The 18,005-nt window shown below is 57.5% G+C and carries 11 protein-coding genes; 5 read left to right on the top strand and 6 right to left on the bottom strand.

The annotated features are described in order from the left end of the window. Positions 1-367: 367 nt before the first annotated feature. From HA43_RS02420 to HA43_RS02405, 3 genes are all read left to right on the top strand, one after another. On the top strand, positions 368-769 hold the full coding sequence (locus tag HA43_RS02420) for an H-NS family histone-like protein (protein WP_094110867.1): 402 nt from the start codon (positions 368-370) through the stop codon (positions 767-769). Positions 770-988: 219 nt separating this feature from the next. Beyond that, positions 989-2,137, top strand: a complete 1,149-nt coding sequence (locus HA43_RS02415; protein ID WP_094110866.1) for an amidohydrolase — start codon at positions 989-991, stop codon at positions 2,135-2,137. A gap of 519 nt (positions 2,138-2,656) precedes the next feature. Next, entirely contained in the window at positions 2,657-6,385 is a 3,729-nt protein-coding gene (locus HA43_RS02405) for an FAD-dependent oxidoreductase (RefSeq protein WP_094110864.1), read from the top strand. 35 nt (positions 6,386-6,420) lie between these two features. Here HA43_RS02405 and HA43_RS02400 read toward each other — a convergent pair whose 3' ends face one another. Continuing rightward, the gene (locus HA43_RS02400; protein WP_223811795.1) at positions 6,421-7,614 is read right to left on the bottom strand and encodes a glycoside hydrolase family 5 protein; all 1,194 of its coding nucleotides are present in this window, start codon (positions 7,612-7,614) and stop codon (positions 6,421-6,423) included. Between the two features lie 103 nt (positions 7,615-7,717). Further along, positions 7,718-8,605, bottom strand: coding sequence for a MurR/RpiR family transcriptional regulator (locus HA43_RS02395; protein ID WP_094110862.1), 888 nt, complete (start codon positions 8,603-8,605; stop codon positions 7,718-7,720). A 364-nt stretch (positions 8,606-8,969) separates the two neighbouring features. Here HA43_RS02395 and HA43_RS02390 point away from each other — a divergent pair, with 364 nt between their 5' ends. Next, a complete protein-coding gene (locus HA43_RS02390) occupies positions 8,970-11,093 on the top strand; it encodes a TonB-dependent siderophore receptor (protein ID WP_094110861.1) in 2,124 nt (707 codons plus the stop codon). Continuing rightward, positions 11,083-12,210, top strand: coding sequence for an ABC transporter substrate-binding protein (locus HA43_RS02385; protein ID WP_094110860.1), 1,128 nt, complete (start codon positions 11,083-11,085; stop codon positions 12,208-12,210). Before HA43_RS02390 ends, HA43_RS02385 begins: the two co-directional genes overlap by 11 nt. A 2-nt stretch (positions 12,211-12,212) precedes the next feature. Here the strand turns inward: HA43_RS02385 and HA43_RS02380 are convergent, their stop codons facing one another. From HA43_RS02380 to fdhF, 4 genes are read right to left on the bottom strand one after another with little or no spacing between them, the layout of a single operon-like run. Continuing rightward, positions 12,213-13,160, bottom strand: coding sequence for a cytochrome d ubiquinol oxidase subunit II (locus tag HA43_RS02380; RefSeq protein ID WP_158086425.1), 948 nt, complete (start codon positions 13,158-13,160; stop codon positions 12,213-12,215). Positions 13,161-13,167: 7 nt separating this feature from the next. Beyond that, positions 13,168-14,535, bottom strand: a complete 1,368-nt coding sequence (locus tag HA43_RS02375) for a cytochrome ubiquinol oxidase subunit I (RefSeq protein ID WP_071668299.1) — start codon at positions 14,533-14,535, stop codon at positions 13,168-13,170. Further along, the gene (locus HA43_RS18610) at positions 14,528-15,013 is read right to left on the bottom strand and encodes a DUF1641 domain-containing protein (protein WP_040113859.1); all 486 of its coding nucleotides are present in this window, start codon (positions 15,011-15,013) and stop codon (positions 14,528-14,530) included. Before HA43_RS18610 ends, HA43_RS02375 begins: the two co-directional genes overlap by 8 nt. Beyond that, entirely contained in the window at positions 15,013-17,985 is a 2,973-nt protein-coding gene (gene fdhF, locus HA43_RS02370) for a formate dehydrogenase subunit alpha (protein ID WP_094110888.1), read from the bottom strand. The genes HA43_RS18610 and fdhF overlap by 1 nt, the downstream gene beginning before the upstream one ends. Positions 17,986-18,005 lie beyond the last annotated feature (20 nt).

Below are 18,005 nucleotides of genomic sequence, written 5' to 3'. Positions count from 1 at the left end.
ATGCCCCCGTAGGGGTCGCATTAATGCGACCCTGTCGTATTAATGCGATGCGGGTTAGGTGCGGAACGTGACCAGGGCGGCATTAATGCCGCCCCTACAGATGCCCCCGTAGGGTCGCATTAATGCGACCCCTGTCGTATTGATGCGACCCTGGCGTACTGCCGGTAGCGTGACCACTTTATAAATTCTGGTGTCCGTTAAATATTCAGTTTGCGGCTAATAAATTTCTGATGCAGGTGATAACTCAATGAGTTTGATAATTGTGCGATATAGCTGATTTAACGCCATGATGCATATTTTAATTTGAGAAAAAATATCGTAGAATGCGCGCTTTCAAATTTTCACATCAGTAATAAGGGTTATATTCATGAGCGATGCACTAAAGGCATTGAATAATCTTCGTACACTGCGTGCTCAGACGCGTGATATTGAAGTAGCGGTATTAAATGAGATGCTGGAAAAGCTCGCTGTGGTCGTTGCAGAACGCCGTGAAGAAGCTGAAGCAGATAATGCTGCTCAGCGCGAAAAAGCAGAAAAACTGGCGTTATACAAAGAGATGCTGATGAATGATGGCATCGATATTAGTGAACTTGCGCAATTAAACCAGGCAGAAACTAAACCTAAAGCCAAACGCGCGCCGCGTCCGGCTAAGTATAAATATACCGATGAAGAAGGTAATGAAAAGCAGTGGACCGGTCAGGGCCGCACGCCTTCTCCGATTAAGAGTGCTATTGATGCCGGCGCATCGCTGGAAGATTTTTTAATCTGATTAGCTGACACGCATATTTCCCAGCCTCATTTCCCCGGGGCTGGTTTCGCCACTCTTCCTGCCCTTCTTTATAACCCTGAACCGATCAGCCGCTGCTGTTATTCACTTATTGCAATATCATTGCGGGTATTGAGATATAACGCTCACTCGTTCTGCTGTTACCTTCCCCGGATAACGTGCTGCACGCCGCGCAGCGTAATCGTGAGAAAGGAACAAACTATGTCGCCGTCAGAATTAACGCAGTTAACAGAACAGCTGGTCGCTTTCCGGCAGGAGCTGCACCGTTTCCCGGAGCTGTCAAACCAGGAATTTGCCACCACACAACGCATTCGTGAGCAGCTGGAGGCGCACAATATCCGTATTCTCTCCCTGGCGCTGACAACCGGACTGGTCGCTGAAGTGGGTCCCGCAACCGGTCCGCTGGTGGTGCTGCGGGGCGATATTGATGCCTTGCCGATTGAAGAGCACTCCGGAGTAGAGTTTACTTCAGCGCATCCCGGAGTCATGCACGCCTGCGGTCACGATTTTCACAGTACGGCCATACTGGGCGCAGCCATTCTGCTGAAATCCCGCGAAACACAGCTGGCTGGACAGGTGCGCTTTATTTTTCAGGCAGCAGAGGAGACCGGTGAAGGCGCACCCGCGGTGCTTGCCAGCGGTGCTTTGCAGGATGCGTTTGCCATATTTGGTCTCCATAACGATCCCTCTCTGCCGGCAGGTGTGGCGGGCAGCCGGGCGGGCGCCCTGACCGCCGCCGTTGACCGCTTTGCGCTACAGATCACCGGCACCGGCAGCCATGCCGCACACCCGAATCAGGGTAACGACCCTATTGTGATTGCCGCGCACATTGTCTCTGCAGTCCAGACGCTGATCAGCCGTAACCTCCCTTCAGCAGAGAATGCTGTGTTCTCGATTACCCAGCTTCACAGCGGCAGCACGTGGAATGTCATTCCGGAAAGCGCCTGGCTGGAAGGCACCGTGCGCACCTTTTCCGCCGCAGCGCGCGAACGTATTGAACAGCGATTTCGTGAACTGGTAAAAGGTATCAGCGCAGCGTTTGCGGCTGAAATAGCAATCACCTGGCAGGCCGGGCCACCCGCAGTGATAAATGATGCGCACTGGACAGCGTTTGCCCTGCAGCAGGCAGCGCTTAACGGGCTGGACGCACGTGAAATTGCTGCCACCCCGATTGGCGAAGATTTTGCTTACTATCAGCAGCACATACCCGGCGCATTTATCATGATTGGCACCGGTGAAGCCTGGCCTCTGCATCACCCTGCGTTTCGCATTAACGATGATGTGCTGTTGCCTGCTGCACACTACCTTGCAGCGCTGGCCGAAGCAGCTTTTGCTCAGCGGCTGGTTTAATACGTAACGCAATTTTTTCTCTGCAGCCTAATCAGAGCCGCAAAAATTAAACCTAAAAGTGCTGCAAATAAAAACCGTCAGGCGCAATTATTATGCCATTCAACATGTTGAACATAACGGCAGCTTTTTTTTGGATTAAAAAACGTGAAGCGCAAATCAAAAATCGCTGCGAATAAATTATCCTTCGCTGAAATAGTAATTTTTCCATTTTTCTACTGTAGCCATTGAAAAATGGTGTTATTCGCCGAAAAAAGAGAGGATCAGCAGTCAATAAAGCAAAGCATTGGCTGCCGCTTTGCTTTTTTTTCAGCAACTTCACAGGGTTGCTGAAACCCGGCACCTGACTATAATTTCCTCAAACAACCTTTATAAATTTTTACCGCTGCCCTGACGTTGTCGTGTAACCCGCTGGCAGCCTTTTTATTAATCCAGTCACAGCCCTGATAAATTTCAACTAAAGCTGGTCCTGTAATTTACTTTACAGGGCTGCTGTTTTGTCCTGTTTTCCAGGAGAATTAAATGTTGCCATTTTCCAGCTTCTGGCAGGCCGGTTTTGAGGGTGCCGATCATATTAATCCCGCCGGGATTGCACTTGATATGAATGTAATCAATGCACACGACGTGCATATTGCAACGGATTATGCCGCGCTCGCTGCATTTAATATTCGGTCAGTGCGTGAAAGCGTGGGCTGGCGGCTGGCTGAAGCCGATCCACAGCGTACCTTTGCCCGGCTGACCCGCTGCATGCAGTCGGCCAGCGAGCAGGGTATTCAGGTGAACTGGACGCTGAGCCACTATGGCTGGCCGGACGATCTCACCCTGTTCTCACCTGAATTTGTGCCGCGTTTTGCGCGGTTCTGCCATCAGGTTGCGACCTGTCTGGCCGGATTTTACCGTGACGTGCCCCCGGTTTACTCACCGGTTAACGAGCTCTCTTTTTTCGCCTGGGGTATTTCAGTAGGACTCTTTGGTAACAACGCCGATAGCGATCCCGATGCCATTAAGCGGCAGCTGGTACGCGCTGCCCTGGCGGGCTGTGATGCCATTCTGGCCGTCGATCCGCGCGTACGTTTTCTGCACTGCGATCCCGTTATTCATGTGGTGCCGGAGGATGAAAGCGAGCACGCACAACAGCACGCCGCCGCTCTGACGGCCGCGCAGTATCAGGCGTGGGATATGCTGGCAGGGCTGCGTGAACCGGAGCTGGGCGGGTCGCCGCGCTATCTGGATCTGATCGGAGCCAACTATTATCACGGTAACCAGTGGCTGGCGCAGACCGGCCAGCGGCTGGAGTGGCATCTGGATGATGCCCGGCGCATTCCGTTATCCGACATGCTTGCCCGTCTCTCGGCGCGCTATCAGCGCCCCCTGCTGCTGGCAGAAACCAGCCACGTCGGCAGCGGCCGCGCGGCCTGGATAACCCATATTACCGACCAGGTCGCGCAGGCGCAGCTGGCAGGCTGCGATATTCGCGGCATTTGCCTTTACCCGATTATCGATCGGCCTCTCTGGGAAGATATTACGCACTGGCCGCATAGCGGTCTGTGGGATAGCGATTCGCAAAACGTTCGCCTGCTTAACCACGCTTATGCTGCCGCGCTGCGGCAATCACAACGCGCACTCGCGCGTTTTCAGGGGTTTCTCACACCGGCCGCTGGGCCAAAGGAGTTCGCCATGAATCAATCTGTACTGGTGGTATTTAGTCATCTGCGCTGGGGATTTGTGTTTCAGCGGCCGCAGCATGTGCTCTCACGCCTTGCACAGCACCACCGGATTATTTTTATTGAAGAGCCGGTTTATCAGGCGGGTGAAGCAGGATTGCGCACCTCGCAGCCGGCGGCCAATGTCACCGTGGTCGAGCCGCATACGCCGATACACGCCCCCGGTTTTCATGACGACCAGATTGCGCTACTGCAGCCGCTGCTCAGCAACCTGCTGGAGCCTGGCACTGAACCGCTGGTCTGGTTCTACACCCCAATGGCGCTGCCGCTGCTTAGCGCGTTTAACAGCCGCGGGATCATTTATGACTGTATGGATGAACTCTCCGCGTTTGACCAGGCGCCGCGTCAGCTGCAGCAGCGCGAATCGGCTCTTCTGAGCCGCGCTGACCTGGTCTTTACCGGCGGACGCAGCCTGTATGAAGCGAAAAAAGATCGTCACTCGCGCGTTCACTGTTTTCCCAGTAGCGTGGATGCCGGGCACTTTTCACAGGCGCTCGACCGCAGCAACGGCCATCCGCTGCAGCAGTTTCTGCCTAAACCGCGCCTCGGCTACTACGGTGTGATTGATGAGCGCATGGATCTGCCGCTGGTCACCGCGCTGGCTGACGCGCACCCTGACTGGCAGATCATCATGGTGGGACCGGTGGTCAAGATCGAGCCTGCGACGCTGCCGCAGCGTAAAAACCTGCACTGGTTCGGACAGCAGCCTTATGCCGCCCTGCCGCAGTTTCTGGCGGGCTGGGATGTCTGCCTGATGCCGTTTGCGCTCAATACCTCCACGCGCTTTATCAGCCCGACAAAGGTTCTGGAGTACATGGCCGCGCAGCTGCCGATTGTCAGCACAGCGATCGCTGACGTAGCGCGCCAGTATGCTGACGTCGTGACAATAGCCGATTCGCAGGAAGCCTTTATTCAGGGCTGCGAACACGCTCTGCGCCAGACAGCTGAACGGCGTCATATGCAGGCTGAAGCGATGGCTGCCGTAGTCGCCGCGACGTCCTGGGATAATACGGTGGCGCAGATGCAGCAGCACCTCAGCGCCATTAAACGTCAGCCCGCCCGGCCTGCGACGCAGGCCGCTGCACCCGCTGAACGCACGCAGCCGGTCACGCTGCATCCGGTTGAATGTCTTATCCTCGGCGCAGGGCCTACCGGCCTGAGTGCCGGTTATCATTACGGTAAAGGGGCCGTCGTACTGGAGAAAAATGAGTCGCCAGGCGGCTGGTGCCGGTCAATCGAAGATAAGGGTTTTACCTTCGACTATGCCGGTCACATCATGTTCTCCAACGATCCCTACGTGCTGGAGCTCTACGATCTGCTGCTGGGTGAGAATCAGCACTGGCAGATGCGCGAAGCTTGGGTCTATAGCCACGATGTCTATACGCGCTACCCGTTCCAGTCAGCGCTGCACGGCCTGCCGGCGGAGGTGATTAGTGAATGTGTGCTGGGCGCGATTGAAGCGCGCTACGGCGCGGCAGAAAACGATACCGCCATACTGCCTGGCGCAGACGCATCGCGCGACTGCTGCGCCGACGGCGTGGTAGCGGATGAGAGCTGCATCACTGAACAGCGCGACAGTGAAGATTTTGAACATTTTATCTATCGCGTCTGGGGCAAAGGCATCGCCCGTCATTTTGCCGTTCCCTATAACCGTAAACTGTGGAAAACGCCGCTGGCCAGCATGGAGACCTCGTGGCTGGGCGGTCGCGTACCCCTGCCGGATCTGGCGCAGATCGTCAGCGGTGCGCTTGCGCCGCTGGAGAAACCGGTCGGGCCCAACGCGCGCTTCGGCTATCCGCTGCGCGGCGGCTTTCAGGCGCTGATGAACGGTTTCCTGCCTCACCTTAGCTGTACGCTGGAGACCGGAACGGCGGTAGCCGAGATTCAGCCGCAGTCGCGCAGCGTCACGCTCAGCGACGGCAGGCATCTGCAGTATGACCAGCTCATCAGCACGCTGCCCTTACCGGAACTGGTGCGCCTGATGGGCGCCCGCGCGCCGCAGGCGGTACAGCAGGCGGCTTCTCAGCTGCGTCATACCTCTGTGTGCTGCGTTAATCTTGGTATCGGACGTCCGGCGATCAGTGAAAAGCACTGGATTTACTATCCGGGAGACACGCTGTTCCATCGCATCTTTCTGCAGGGTAATGCCAGCCCGCACTGTAATCCTCCGGGCGGATTCGGTCTGACCTGTGAAATCACCTGGCGTGACGATCAACCGCTGCCCTGTGAGGGTGAAGCGCTGATCCAGCGCTGTATCGATGACTGTATCCGGGTAGGCATTATCAATGAGGATGATGAGATCCTCACCAGCAGTATCGTAAACATGCCGTACGCCTATGTCGTTTACGATCATGCGCGCAGTGCCAACGTGGCGCTGATCCGTAGCTGGCTGGCCACGCAAAGTATCCATCTGGCCGGGCGCTATAGCGAATGGGAGTATTACAATTCGGATCACGCTTTCCTGGCGGGCAAGCGGGTAGCAGAGAGCGTGAAAGATCTGCTCAGCAATCGCAAAACTATCGCCTGAGGCGGGGCGTGCCGGGCCGCATGGCCCGGCACGCCTTACTGACCGGCGAGCCGCTTGCGTATCGGCTCAAACTCTTTTGTGGCGCTGCGCGGCAGGGGATCGGGCAGATTTTTCTCTGCCGCCTGCCAGTAGCGCCACGGCACTTTCTGACGACCCAGTTCATAATCCATGCCGTCCCAGCTATCTTCACGAAAGCTATAAAATGCCCAGTGCGCGTCATGGCTGTCCAGCACCGTCAGCACATCTTCCAGGTACCGGGTACAACCGGCCAGCGTGCGCACGCAGCCAAACTCGCTAACCACCAGCTGCCGCTTATCGATCCCGTTACGCGCAGCCCATTCAAAAGGGCGTGCCAGATAGTCCGCGACACGCGCCGCATCCCACTGCTGCATATCCTCGCCGAAAGGTACGTAACCCGGATAGGGCCAGGGTTTTTCACGCCGGGCGTTGGGTGCGCTGGTCGCAGCATAGGGTTCATACATGTGCACGCTGTAAAGTATGCGCGTGTCGTGCAGCGCCTCAGGCCAGTAGTCAAACGCATCGGCGGCGGCATACCAGCCGCTGTCGACCATTATCGGTGTAACGGCATCTGCTTCACGAATAGCGGCTATCAGCGCGGCATAAAACGCCGGCAGATCGCGGCTTCCGCCACGCTGCTGCTGATACCAGCGCGCCATCGCCTCGCTGCTGGCGTGCTCTGCCAGTCCGCCATTTTTTTCCGGCGCGGGCTCATTGATCAGGTTATAGGCGGCGATAGCGGGATGATGGTGCAGAGCAGCAGCCAGATCGTGCCAGTAGCGCACGCTGGCTTCCCACCAGGCTTTATCCTGCCAGAGCCGATCGTCAAATTTTCCCCCGTTATTCTGCGCCCAGCGCATGCCGGGCAGAGAGAGAGGCGTAATAACCACGCGCAGGCCCGCTGCCCAGGCGCGGTCGAGGGTGTGGATAAGCGTCTGCAGATCGCCGGCGTCCAGCCCGCGATACTCATCTGCGTTACCCAGCAAAAAATCGCGTTGCTGCGTGGGCCACTTATCCCAGGAGAGCCGTACCCAGCTGGCACCGTAGTCATGCAGAGCCGTAAAATATTTGCTGTCAGGCGGCAGCCGGTTAAAACTGTTGGCCCCGTGCCGCGATGCTGACCAGAACGCCATGGCGTCTGCCGCCAGGCTAACCGGGCTGGTCAGAACGAGTGTTATAAACAGGGTAATAGTTGTCAGAAATGCACGCACAAGAACTCCTTCTTTTGCCTGCATTTATAGCGATAAAACCGCACCGGCAGGTGTTATTTTTCGTGAAATTTGCGCGCGCCGGATATTCACGATCGGTTCACACTTAGCGTTTAGTACCGGGCTTAAGCGATCGGTTTAGCTCCTGAATCCGCTTCATGGTTTTCACCGTGCGTCCGGCATTGACTGAGGCAACCGACAGGATAAGCATTTCAAGACAGACCAGCACGGTCCCGTGCAGCGGCATGCGTCCTCCTTCCCCGCCGCGTGGTACATTGATCACGATATCAGCCTCGCGCGCAAAGGCAGACTCCATCGCATGCGTCAGCAGAATGACAGGAATGCCCAGCTTTCTCGCCTCCTTTAACGCCGTGACCCCTTCACGATGCGCCGATTTCTGCGCCATCATCACCAGTACATCACCACGCTGCAGGCTCAGCAACTGCTCTGCCAGCGCAATGCCGGTGCGGTTCAGGGTTGTGGCGGGCAGCCCGATACGGCTGAACATACGGGCGCTGTAGTCCGCAAGAATACCTGACGCGTTGATGCCAAAGAGGGCGACCTGACGCGCTTCGCTCAGCAACGCCACCGCCTGTGCCACCGCCTGACGGTTTTCGGGCTGTGCCAGCGCGTGACACGCCTGCTGGTGTCCCAGCAGCACAAAATCGATGCTGGCATCAATATCGCAGGCCAGTTCGCTAACGGTCGCGCTCATCTTTGCCGCAGAGTTAATGGCCGGCCCCGCCCACTCCGCCAGCGTGAGTTTAAGATCGCGCAGGCCCGTAAAGCCCAGCGCCTGTACGGCACGGATCACCGTCGCATCAGACGTTCCCGTTGCGGCGGCAATATCGATAGCCGTCGCTTCCGCCACGCTCTCACGATGCGCATCAATATAGCGGGCGACCGTCTGCAGCCGGGGGGAGAGACTGGCGATACGAGCCCGGCAGCGGTCGCCAAAAATGTCTGTCCGGACACCCTTTTTTTTCAGCGCCATGGGCTGAGGCTCCTGACATTACCCGCTGTGAAAGGCGGATATGTTGTAGTGGCTGGTCTCGTGATAATGAGATGCGCCCTATTCACTTTACTCACAGAACGAGAAACCTCTTCGCATTTTAATGATTAATATATTGATTTATAACATTAATATTTAAATATACCGTCATTAGACGGATTCCGGATAAATGTAGTATTACCTGCATTATATCCGTTTACTACTACATTCTTTCATGTTTGAATGATTCTCAATTACATTCAAGCCTGCATTTTGGCCGCTGAATGATTATTCTGCCTGCCCGCGCGCGGCAGGTTTTGCCGATGGCTTTATGACGGAACACTCCGTCTTTACCAGGTTTGCTGACATGCTTATTTCCTCTACTTTTGTGCCAAAGGCGTTACGCCCTGCGTTATATGTTGCGCTGCAGGGGCTTATCCCTGTCTCCGTTACGGCCAATGCCGCAGAGCAGGAAACCACGCTCACGGTTCAGGCTGATAGTGAAACCGCGTCCGGCTATAGCGCCGGCAGCAGCACCGTCAGCAGCAAACTGCCCGTTGCGCGGCTTGATGAGATCCAGTCAGTCAGCATTGTAACGCCGCAACAGCTGGAGGATTACCAGGTCAGTCGCCTGACGGAGGCGATGCGCTTTGTCAGCGGCGTAAGCGAAGGTAATACGCTGGCAGGCACGGAAGATGGCTTTGTGCGCCGCGGGTTTGGCGGCAACAGCGACGGTTCGATCTATCGCGATGGCATACGCAGCAGTCAGGGCCTCAATGTCAACGCAGCAACGGAGCGGGTTGAAGTACTGAAAGGATCCGCTTCACTGCTCTACGGCATCCAGAATCCGGGCGGCGTCATCAATATCATCAGCAAAAAACCGCTTTATGAATGGCGTACCGCGCTGAGCGGCCGGACCGCCAGCAGCGGCGGCGGCAGCGGTACGTTCGATATCACCGGACCACTGGATAACGGTTTTGCTTTCCGGCTGGTCGCAGAGCAGCAGAACCAGGATTACTGGCGCAATTTTGGTCGTGATAAACACCGGCTCATCGCACCCTCGCTGCAGTGGTATGGCGAGAAAGCCAGCTTTCTGCTGAGTTACGAAGATTACCAGTATGATATTCCTTACGATCGCGGTACGGCGTTTATCCATAACCGCCCGGTTGATATCGGCTACAAAGATCGGCTGGATGATAAAGCTGGCCACGCCTGGGGCCATAATAAAACGCTGCATACCCACTACGACTGGCAGTTTAGTGACGACTGGAGCACGCGTGTGACGCTGGGCTGGAACCAGCGGCAGTATGATAATAATGAAGTGCGCGTTACCGCCATCGATCCGGACAGCGGGGTTGTGACGCGTCGCGCTGACGCCAATCGCGGTTTTAATCATCAGACAAAATATATCGCCTGGGATCTGACCGGTACGCAGCAGCTTGCCGGCATGACGCACACGCTGGTGGCGGGCACCGATTATGAGATGAATCAGACCTTGCGGGCGCGGCAGTATCAGGGCAAAGCAAATCGCGGGTTTACGCTTGCCGAACCGCATTACGATCTGCTTGCGCCGGTCACGGATGCCACTACCGAGCGCCGCGCAAATGCGCGGCTGCTGAACCGCATTCACAGCCGCTCGCTTTACGCCAAAGATAGCGTAGCGATTAACGATCGCTGGACCCTGGTGGCGGGCGGCCGCTATCAGCATTATGAACAGCGCGCCTCAAAGGGAGCCGACCCAATCGTGCCGACGCTGGAGAGCAGCGGCAACAAATTTTTGCCGCAGGCAGGCGCGATCTACAAACTGACACCGGATATATCGCTCTACACCAGCGTCAGCAAATCGTTCACCCCCTCAACCGAGGTGGATGATGCGGGACGGGTGGGCAAACCTGAACAGGGCACCAGCTGGGAAGCGGGCAGCAAGTGGCAAATCACGCCGACGCTGTTTGCCAGCCTGGCGCTTTACCGCATTAATGAGCGCGATATGTCACTCAGCATCAATGGCACCACGCGCACTATCAACCGGGCGCGATCCACAGGCGCTGAAGCGGAGCTTAACGGGGAAGTGGCTGCCGGCTGGGAGATCAGCGCCAGTTACAGCTATGATATAGCGGAGATCGCTGACGATGGCGTAAACAGGGCCAATAACGGCAACCGGCTGCAGAACGCTCCCCGTCACGCCGGTGCACTTTGGCTCACCCACACGCTGGCGCTGCCCGGCATTCCGGGTGATTTCCGCATCGGGGGGGGTGCCCGCTATGTCGGTTCACGCGCGGGCGATCCGGAGAACAGCTTTACCCTGCCTGACTATACGGTAGCCGACACCTTTATTGCCTGGAACAGTACCCTTTCCGGACATAAAACCCGGCTTCAGCTGAACCTGAATAATCTGTTTGATAAACACTACTACACCTCCAGCGGTGGCAACCTGCGCGTACGCGAAGGCGAGACCCGCAATCTGGTGGCGGAGGCGAGCATTGCGTTCTGATTCACTCTTTTTCGCCAGCCTGCTGCTGTTAGCCGGGCTGCTGCTAAGCCCGCTGGCGCAGGCAAAAACACTTACCGATATTGACGGTCATTGGGTGACAATACCCGATCGCCCGCAGCGTATTGTGCTTGGCGAGAGCCGTATGCTTTACACACTGGCGCTGCTGGCGCCTGATAATCCGCTGCAGCACATTGTGGGCTGGCCACGCGATCTGCAGAAATATGATGCGCAGATGTGGCGCAGCTTTGCGCGGCGTTTTCCGCAAATAGAGACGGTTCCGTCACTTGGCAGCGGTGGCCCGGCGGCGATCAACCCGGAACAGATTATTGCGCTGCGCCCCGACGTCGTCATTTTACCCAGCCTGGCACGCTATGATGATGCTGACGCGCGTCTGCTTGCGGTACTGCAGGCGGCACACATTCCGGTCGTGAAGATCGACCTGCGCGTTCAGCTGCTGAAGAATACCCGGCGCAGCGTGGAGATCCTGGGTGATGTAATTAATCAGCAGGCGCGGGCAGCCGCATTTAACCGGTTTTACGCCGCCCATATGCGGGTCATTGAGGAGCGGCTTGCTGATTTTCACGGTGCGCGCCCTGAAGTGCTGCTGCACCTGCATCTGGGACGCCGCAATGAGTGCTGCGTGACGGCAATCAACGGCAGTCTGGGCGAGCTTCTGCGCCTGGCCGGAGGCGACAACATCGCCGCCCGTACCCGGCAGGGTGTGTTTGCCCGCCTGAGTGAAGAGAGCGTGATTGCCGCGCAGCCTGACTACTACTTTGCTACCGGTTTTAGCGACAATCAGAGCAGTGGCCGGCTGAAGCTCGGACCGGAGATCGCGCCTGATGTTGCACTGCAGAGTTTTCAGCAGCTGACCGGACAGCAGAAAGGGCTGCGCGGGCTGAAGGCGCTGCATAATGGTCAGGCGGGCGCGCTGTGGATGAATTTTTATCTCAGCCCGTGGCACGTCGTTGCAGCAGAATTTATGGCTAAAACGCTCTATCCGCAGCGTTTCGCTGACGTCGATCCTCAGCAGACGCTGGAAACACTGTTTCGCGATTTTTTACGCATGCAGCTGCAGGGAACCTGGTTTATGCGTATACCCGCTGACCAGCCGTAAACTCAGCGCTGATGGCGGCGTTTGAATACCCAAAAGGACCAGCTGTGGTAGGCCAGCGTCAGCGGCAGGAAAATCAGCATGCCGGTCAGCACCACGCCCTGCGTCACCGGCGACGAGGCCTCTTCCTGAATACGCAGCTGAAACGGCAGCAGCCACGGATAGAGGCCGAACGCCAGGGCGATGACCACTGCGCCGACAAGCAGCAGCGTTGTCATCAGCAGCGCCACCATCGCTTCGCGCCAGAGTAATATGGCCTGAAGCACAATCAGCAGCGGGATCGCAATCAGAATAAGCTGGCCAGGCGCGCGCTGCCAGCTCAGCTGCCTTAGCGTCGGCTCCAGCAGTATCACGCCTGTCAGACATATCACCGCGCAGGTCCATGCCAGCACGGCAAGTGACCGGGCGCGTTCTCCCGCCGCCTCACCCAGACGCCAGCAGATCCAGCAGCAGCCCAGCAGCAGATCGACTGCCACCACGCCGGCGCCACACAGCAGCGGTGCCAGCGAGAGATCGATCATAATTCCGGCAGGCGGACGCGAAACCAGGATCAGGCCGCTTATCCAGCCGGGCAAAAAGGCTGCGGCCAGCGAACTGGCTATCATCAGACGGTCAAGCCAGACACGCCATGCCCTACTCACCTGCGCGCGATACGCCAGCGCCAGCGCGCGCAGAAACAGCGCCAGCAGCAGCAGAAATACCGGCACCATCAGCGTCTGCAGCAGCAGACTATAGAGCGCAGGAAAAAGCGCCAGCATTCCCCCGGCCATCAGCACCAGCCAGGTCTCGTTAGCATCCCATAGCGGCAGCAGGCTGTGTGCCATCCACTGCCGCTGCTGTGGCGTGTCGAAAGCGTAAAACAGCATGCCCACGCCAAGATCGGTGCCATCCAGCGCCAGATACATCAGCAGTGAAAAAATCAGCACGGCGGCAGAGAGATCGGCAAGCATCATCAGCTCCTCAGGCCGGTGTTTCAACGTGCTCGGCTGCCACGTCGGCATCGTCAGGCAGCGGTGCGTTGATTTGACGCACTAAATAGAGCAGGCCAGCCGCAAAACCCAGCGTATAGACCAGCACGATAGCGATAAAAATGACCAATGTACTGCTGAGCGACAGCGGCGAAAGGCTGTCAGCAGTACGTAACACGCCATAAACCGTCCAGGGCTGACGTCCCATTTCCGTGACCACCCAGCCAGCCAGCAGCGCCAAAAACCCGGCAGGCGACATCAGCGTCAGCAGACGCAACAGGCGCGGTGAATGGTATAAACGACCGCGCCAGCGCTGCAGGTTGGCCGCCAGGCTAACCACCAGCATCAGTACGCCGCATCCCACCATCAGGCGAAACGCAAAAAACACCGGTAACACGGGCGGCAACGCCTCTGCCGGAAACTCGCTCAGACTTTTAATATGCCCGCTGAGGTTGTGACGCAGGTAGAGGGAGCCGATCGCCGGGATCGCCAGTTCAGCGTGGTTGCGCTGCGCCTGCTGATCCGGAATGGCAAACAGCCGCAGCGGCTCTCCCTGACCCGGCGGCGGAGCGTGCCAGCTCCCCTCGATGGCAGCCAGCTTAGCCGGTTGCCAGGTGCGCGTATTTTCACCATGCAGATCGCCCACTACAATCTGCGCCGGTACCGCCAGTAGCGTTACCGTCAGCGCGCTGCGCAGCATCAGACGACTGGCCGCTTCATCCGGCTGACGGCACAAGCGCCACGCGGCTACGCCGCCCAGCAGGAAGCTGACGCTTATTGCCGAGGCGAGCAGCATATGAGCCAGACGCCAGCCAAAGGAGGGAGCAGCAAGCAGCGTCCACGCGCTGTCGGGCAGCAGACGGCCATCATCGGTCAGATGAAAATCAACCGGCGTCTGCATCCAGGAGTTAGCCGCAAGGATCCAGAACGCGCTCAGCACGGCGCCCAGCGCCACAAAACAGGTCACGGTGAAATGGACGCCAGGCTTAACCCGATCAAAACCAAACAGCATCACGCCGGTCAGCGCGGACTCCAGAAAAAAGGCGATAAGCACTTCGTACAGCATCAGCGGGCCTATCACCCCGCCCGCGCGTGACGCCAGCCCGGACCAGTGCGTGCCGAACTGAAATTCCATAACGACGCCAGAGACGGTGCCGATAGCCACCGTCAGGGCAAAAATTTTGATCCAGAACTGCAGCGCCTGCCGCGCTTCAGGGCGCTTCCCCCATAGCCAGCGCGCTTCAAACCAGACCAGGAAAGGCGCCAGGCCCAGCGTCAGCGCTGCCAGCGTAATGTGCATGCCCATGGTCAGCGCAAACTGACCACGGGCAATCAGCAGCACCCACTCCTGACTATTCACGGGTCGGCTTACCGCTGTAGCGGGTAATCGGGGTCTCCTCCTCTTTCTGCATCTCGCGCGAAAAAACTTCCAGCGCCGACAGCAGCGGACGCACACCCTGCCACAGGTCTTCATCATTAAGCAGTTTCATTACCCCTCTGATGCCGGGCGCAGCTTTCTCCTGCTGAACAGACTCGCTCGCTGGCTTCATCGCGACCAGCGCATCGCGCAGCGCCAGCAGTACATGATTAAACCGCTCGGGCGGAATAGTGCTCAGCATCATAAACAGCAGCGAAATGTTCTGGATGGCGTTCTGAGTACCGGGGCGATTCAGCCCGCCGGCAAGAATTTTACCAATGTCGTTGTTCGCTTTAACCACGTCATTGGCGAGACGCAGAAAGCCGTGCTGATGCAGATTCTCCAGCAGCGTATTGAGTGACTCCTGCGCGGTAGGTTCAGTGCGCGCAGGTTCAGGCTGGTAGTCCAGCGGTTCGGCCATTAGCTTTTCTCCGGGTGCGAAACATGTTCAGGGGGCAAACGGTACTCCGGCTGCTGCCATTTCACCTCAACCGGCAGGTGATCCAGCGGCGTGCGCTGACCGTGACGGAAGTTATGCAACGGCAGCGGATGCGGCTGAGGCTGACGCGCCAGTTTACGCAGGCTGACGGCAATCTCTTTGTAAGCCGGCGTGTTCACATCCGGGTCGTGGTGGTTACCGGTCAGACCATTGACGCCGGGTTTGCCATAGTGAATCGGGATAAACAGCACGTTCCCTGCGGCACGATCGGTCACCACCACCGGCACCTCCAGCGCGCCGCGCCGCGAGCGGATTTCAACCCAGTCACCCTCCTGCAGCTGACGCGCTTCCGCCAGCTGCGGCGAGATCTCCACAAACCAGTTGGGTGACAGCGACATGATGCGTCCGCCCTGCCCGGTCTGGTTTGTGGACTGGAAATGCTCCAGCATGCGGCCATTATTCAGCAGCAGATCGTACTCTGCGTCCGGCTGCTCTTCTGGCGGCTGCCACTCAAGCGCATAGAGACGCGCTTTACCATCCGGAAACGCAAATGCGTCGGTATAGAGCAGCGGCGTACTGCTGCCATCTGCTTTCACCGGCCAGAGCTGTGACTGCCAGCCTACCAGCTGTTCATAGCTCACACCGGCAAACAGATCCGCAATGCCCGCCGCCTCCGCCATGATGGCGCCGGGGTTTGGATAGCGCCAGTGATGCCCGAGACGCGCGGCGAGATCGGTCAGAATCTGCCAGTCAGGCCGGCTCTCACCCAGTGGAGCAAACGCCGGGGAGAAGTGCTGTATACGGCGCTCGGTATTGACGAATGTGCCCTCTTTTTCCAGGCTCGGACAGCCGGGCAGCACCACGTCGGCGTAGCGCGCGGTTTTGCTCATGAAAATGTCCTGCACCACCATAAAATCGAGCTGGCTGAACGCTTCATCCACTTTGGTGGAGTTAGCGTCTGAAAAGGCGGTATCTTCGCCGATGATGTACATTGCGCGCAGCTGCTTATCGTGGGCGTGCTCAATCATCAGGAAGTTATCCAGCCCCTCTTCATCAGAGAGCGCTTCCGGCGCAACCTGCCAGGCACGCGCCCACTTCTCGCGAACCGCATCATCCGTTACGCTTTCATAGCCGGGGTAAACATTGCTCAGGCAGCCAAAGTCGCTGGCCCCCTGCACGTTGTTATGGCCGCGCATCGGATAGCCACCGGTGCCGGGGCGACCATAGTTGCCGGTCACCAGCAGCAGGTTAGAGAGTGCCGTGCTGGCATCGGCACCGTGGCTGTGCTGCGTGATACCCATCGCCCAGAGAATACAGGCGCTGTTTGCCTGGCCGATCATCTCCGCTGCCTCGGTGAGCGCCTCCACGCTCAGACCGGTTACTTCACTCGCCATCTCAAGCGTAAACGGCGCGAGCGAGGCGCGGTAGGCGTCAACATCATTAACGCGTTCAGCCAGAAACGCGTCATCTGCATAGTGATGATCGAACATATATTTTGCCATCGCAGAGGCCCAGACCATATCGGTACCGGGCCGGATACGCAGATAGCAGTCGGCGCGCTCCGCCATTTCATGCTTACGCGGATCCACGACCAGCAGTTTCTGCCCGTGATGTTTATGGCTCTGTTTGATGTGCGAGGCGAATACCGGATGGTTTTCTGCAAGATTACTGCCCACGGTGATAATCAGATCGGTCTGCTGCAGATCGCGCAGCGTGCCGGCATCGCCGCCATAACCCACGGTGCGGAACAGCCCCTGGGTAGCCGGGTTCTGACAATAGCGTGAAGAGTTATCGACATTGTTGGTACCAAAAATCAGGCGCGCGATCTTTTGCGTCAGATAGGCCTCTTCATTACTGGCTTTACTGGAGCCAATAAATCCAATTGCTGCGCCGCCGTGCTGATGCGCTACGGCACGCAGCCCTTCCGCCACCCGGTTCAGCGCCTCTTCCCAGCTGGCAGGCCGGAATGCTCCGTTTTCCCGGATAAGCGGCGTGGTCAGGCGATTCGGGCTGTTAACAAAATCCCAACCAAACTTGCCTTTTACGCAGGTGGAGATGCCGTTTACCGGCGCCTCAGCGACCGGCTGCACCTTCAGGATATGGCGATCGCGCGTCCAGACCTCAAAGCTGCAGCCAACGCCGCAGTAGGTGCAGACTGTTTTGGTTTTTTTAATTTCTGTTTTGCGCAAAGCATCATCAATCAGTGAGATGCCGGTTATCGGCTCCATGCCGATACTCTTCTCCATTTTTTTAATGGCATCAATAAACGGCCGCTTTAAATCCTCATCCATGCGGGTAAACGGACCGGCATCGGGCTGCATGGTTTTTTCTAAAAGCGCGTTACACGGGCAAACCGTGACGCAGTGACCGCAGCTGACGCAGCTCGATCCGGCAATCTCCGTCCCGCCATCCCACAATACGCGCGGATGTTCTGCGCTGTAGTCAATTGAGAGTGTCTCATTGACTTCTATGTTCTGACACGCCTCAACGCAGCGTCCGCAGAGAATGCACTGGTCGGGATCGTAGGTATAAAACGGATTGCTGTGATCTTTCGTGTAGGGTTTACGTTCATAGGGATAGAACTGAATCGGCATGTGCATATCGGCTACCGCATTATGCAGCGTACAGTCGCCGGTATTGTGCTCACACACCGTGCAGTAAAGTTCATGGCGATTCAGAATACGGTCCATACCTTCCTGCTGTGCAGCAGCCAGGTCGGCGCCTTCACTGACCACCTGCAAGCCTTCATACGTCCGCAGGGTACAGCCACGCACCTGCTCTCCGTCAGCCCTGACCCAGCAGACATCGCAGCTTTGCAGCGGCGGCAACGCCGGGTGGTAGCAGACGTGCGGCAGTTTTTTTCCCTGCTGCTGCAGAAAATCGATCAGCGGTTGATCCGCTGCGCCACTCAGCCGTTCCCCGTTATAAATAATGGTACAGAGTGCTTCGCTCATTTTCGCCTCGTTGACGACAG

Source organism: Pantoea eucrina, assembly GCF_002095385.1.
Classification (GTDB): Bacteria; Pseudomonadota; Gammaproteobacteria; order Enterobacterales; family Enterobacteriaceae; genus Pantoea; species Pantoea eucrina.
This window is presented reverse-complemented; position numbering and strand designations above follow the sequence as displayed.

Coding starts and splice junctions, on each gene's coding strand:
- HA43_RS02420 (WP_094110867.1), top strand. CDS start 368: ATGAGCGATGCACTAAAGGCATTGAATAATCTTCGTACACTGCGTGCT.
- HA43_RS02415 (WP_094110866.1), top strand. CDS start 989: ATGTCGCCGTCAGAATTAACGCAGTTAACAGAACAGCTGGTCGCTTTC.
- HA43_RS02405 (WP_094110864.1), top strand. CDS start 2,657: ATGTTGCCATTTTCCAGCTTCTGGCAGGCCGGTTTTGAGGGTGCCGAT.
- HA43_RS02395 (WP_094110862.1), bottom strand. CDS start 8,605: ATGGCGCTGAAAAAAAAGGGTGTCCGGACAGACATTTTTGGCGACCGC.
- HA43_RS02390 (WP_094110861.1), top strand. CDS start 8,970: ATGCTTATTTCCTCTACTTTTGTGCCAAAGGCGTTACGCCCTGCGTTA.
- HA43_RS02380 (WP_158086425.1), bottom strand. CDS start 13,160: ATGATGCTTGCCGATCTCTCTGCCGCCGTGCTGATTTTTTCACTGCTG.
- HA43_RS18610 (WP_040113859.1), bottom strand. CDS start 15,013: ATGGCCGAACCGCTGGACTACCAGCCTGAACCTGCGCGCACTGAACCT.
- fdhF (WP_094110888.1), bottom strand. CDS start 17,985: ATGAGCGAAGCACTCTGTACCATTATTTATAACGGGGAACGGCTGAGT.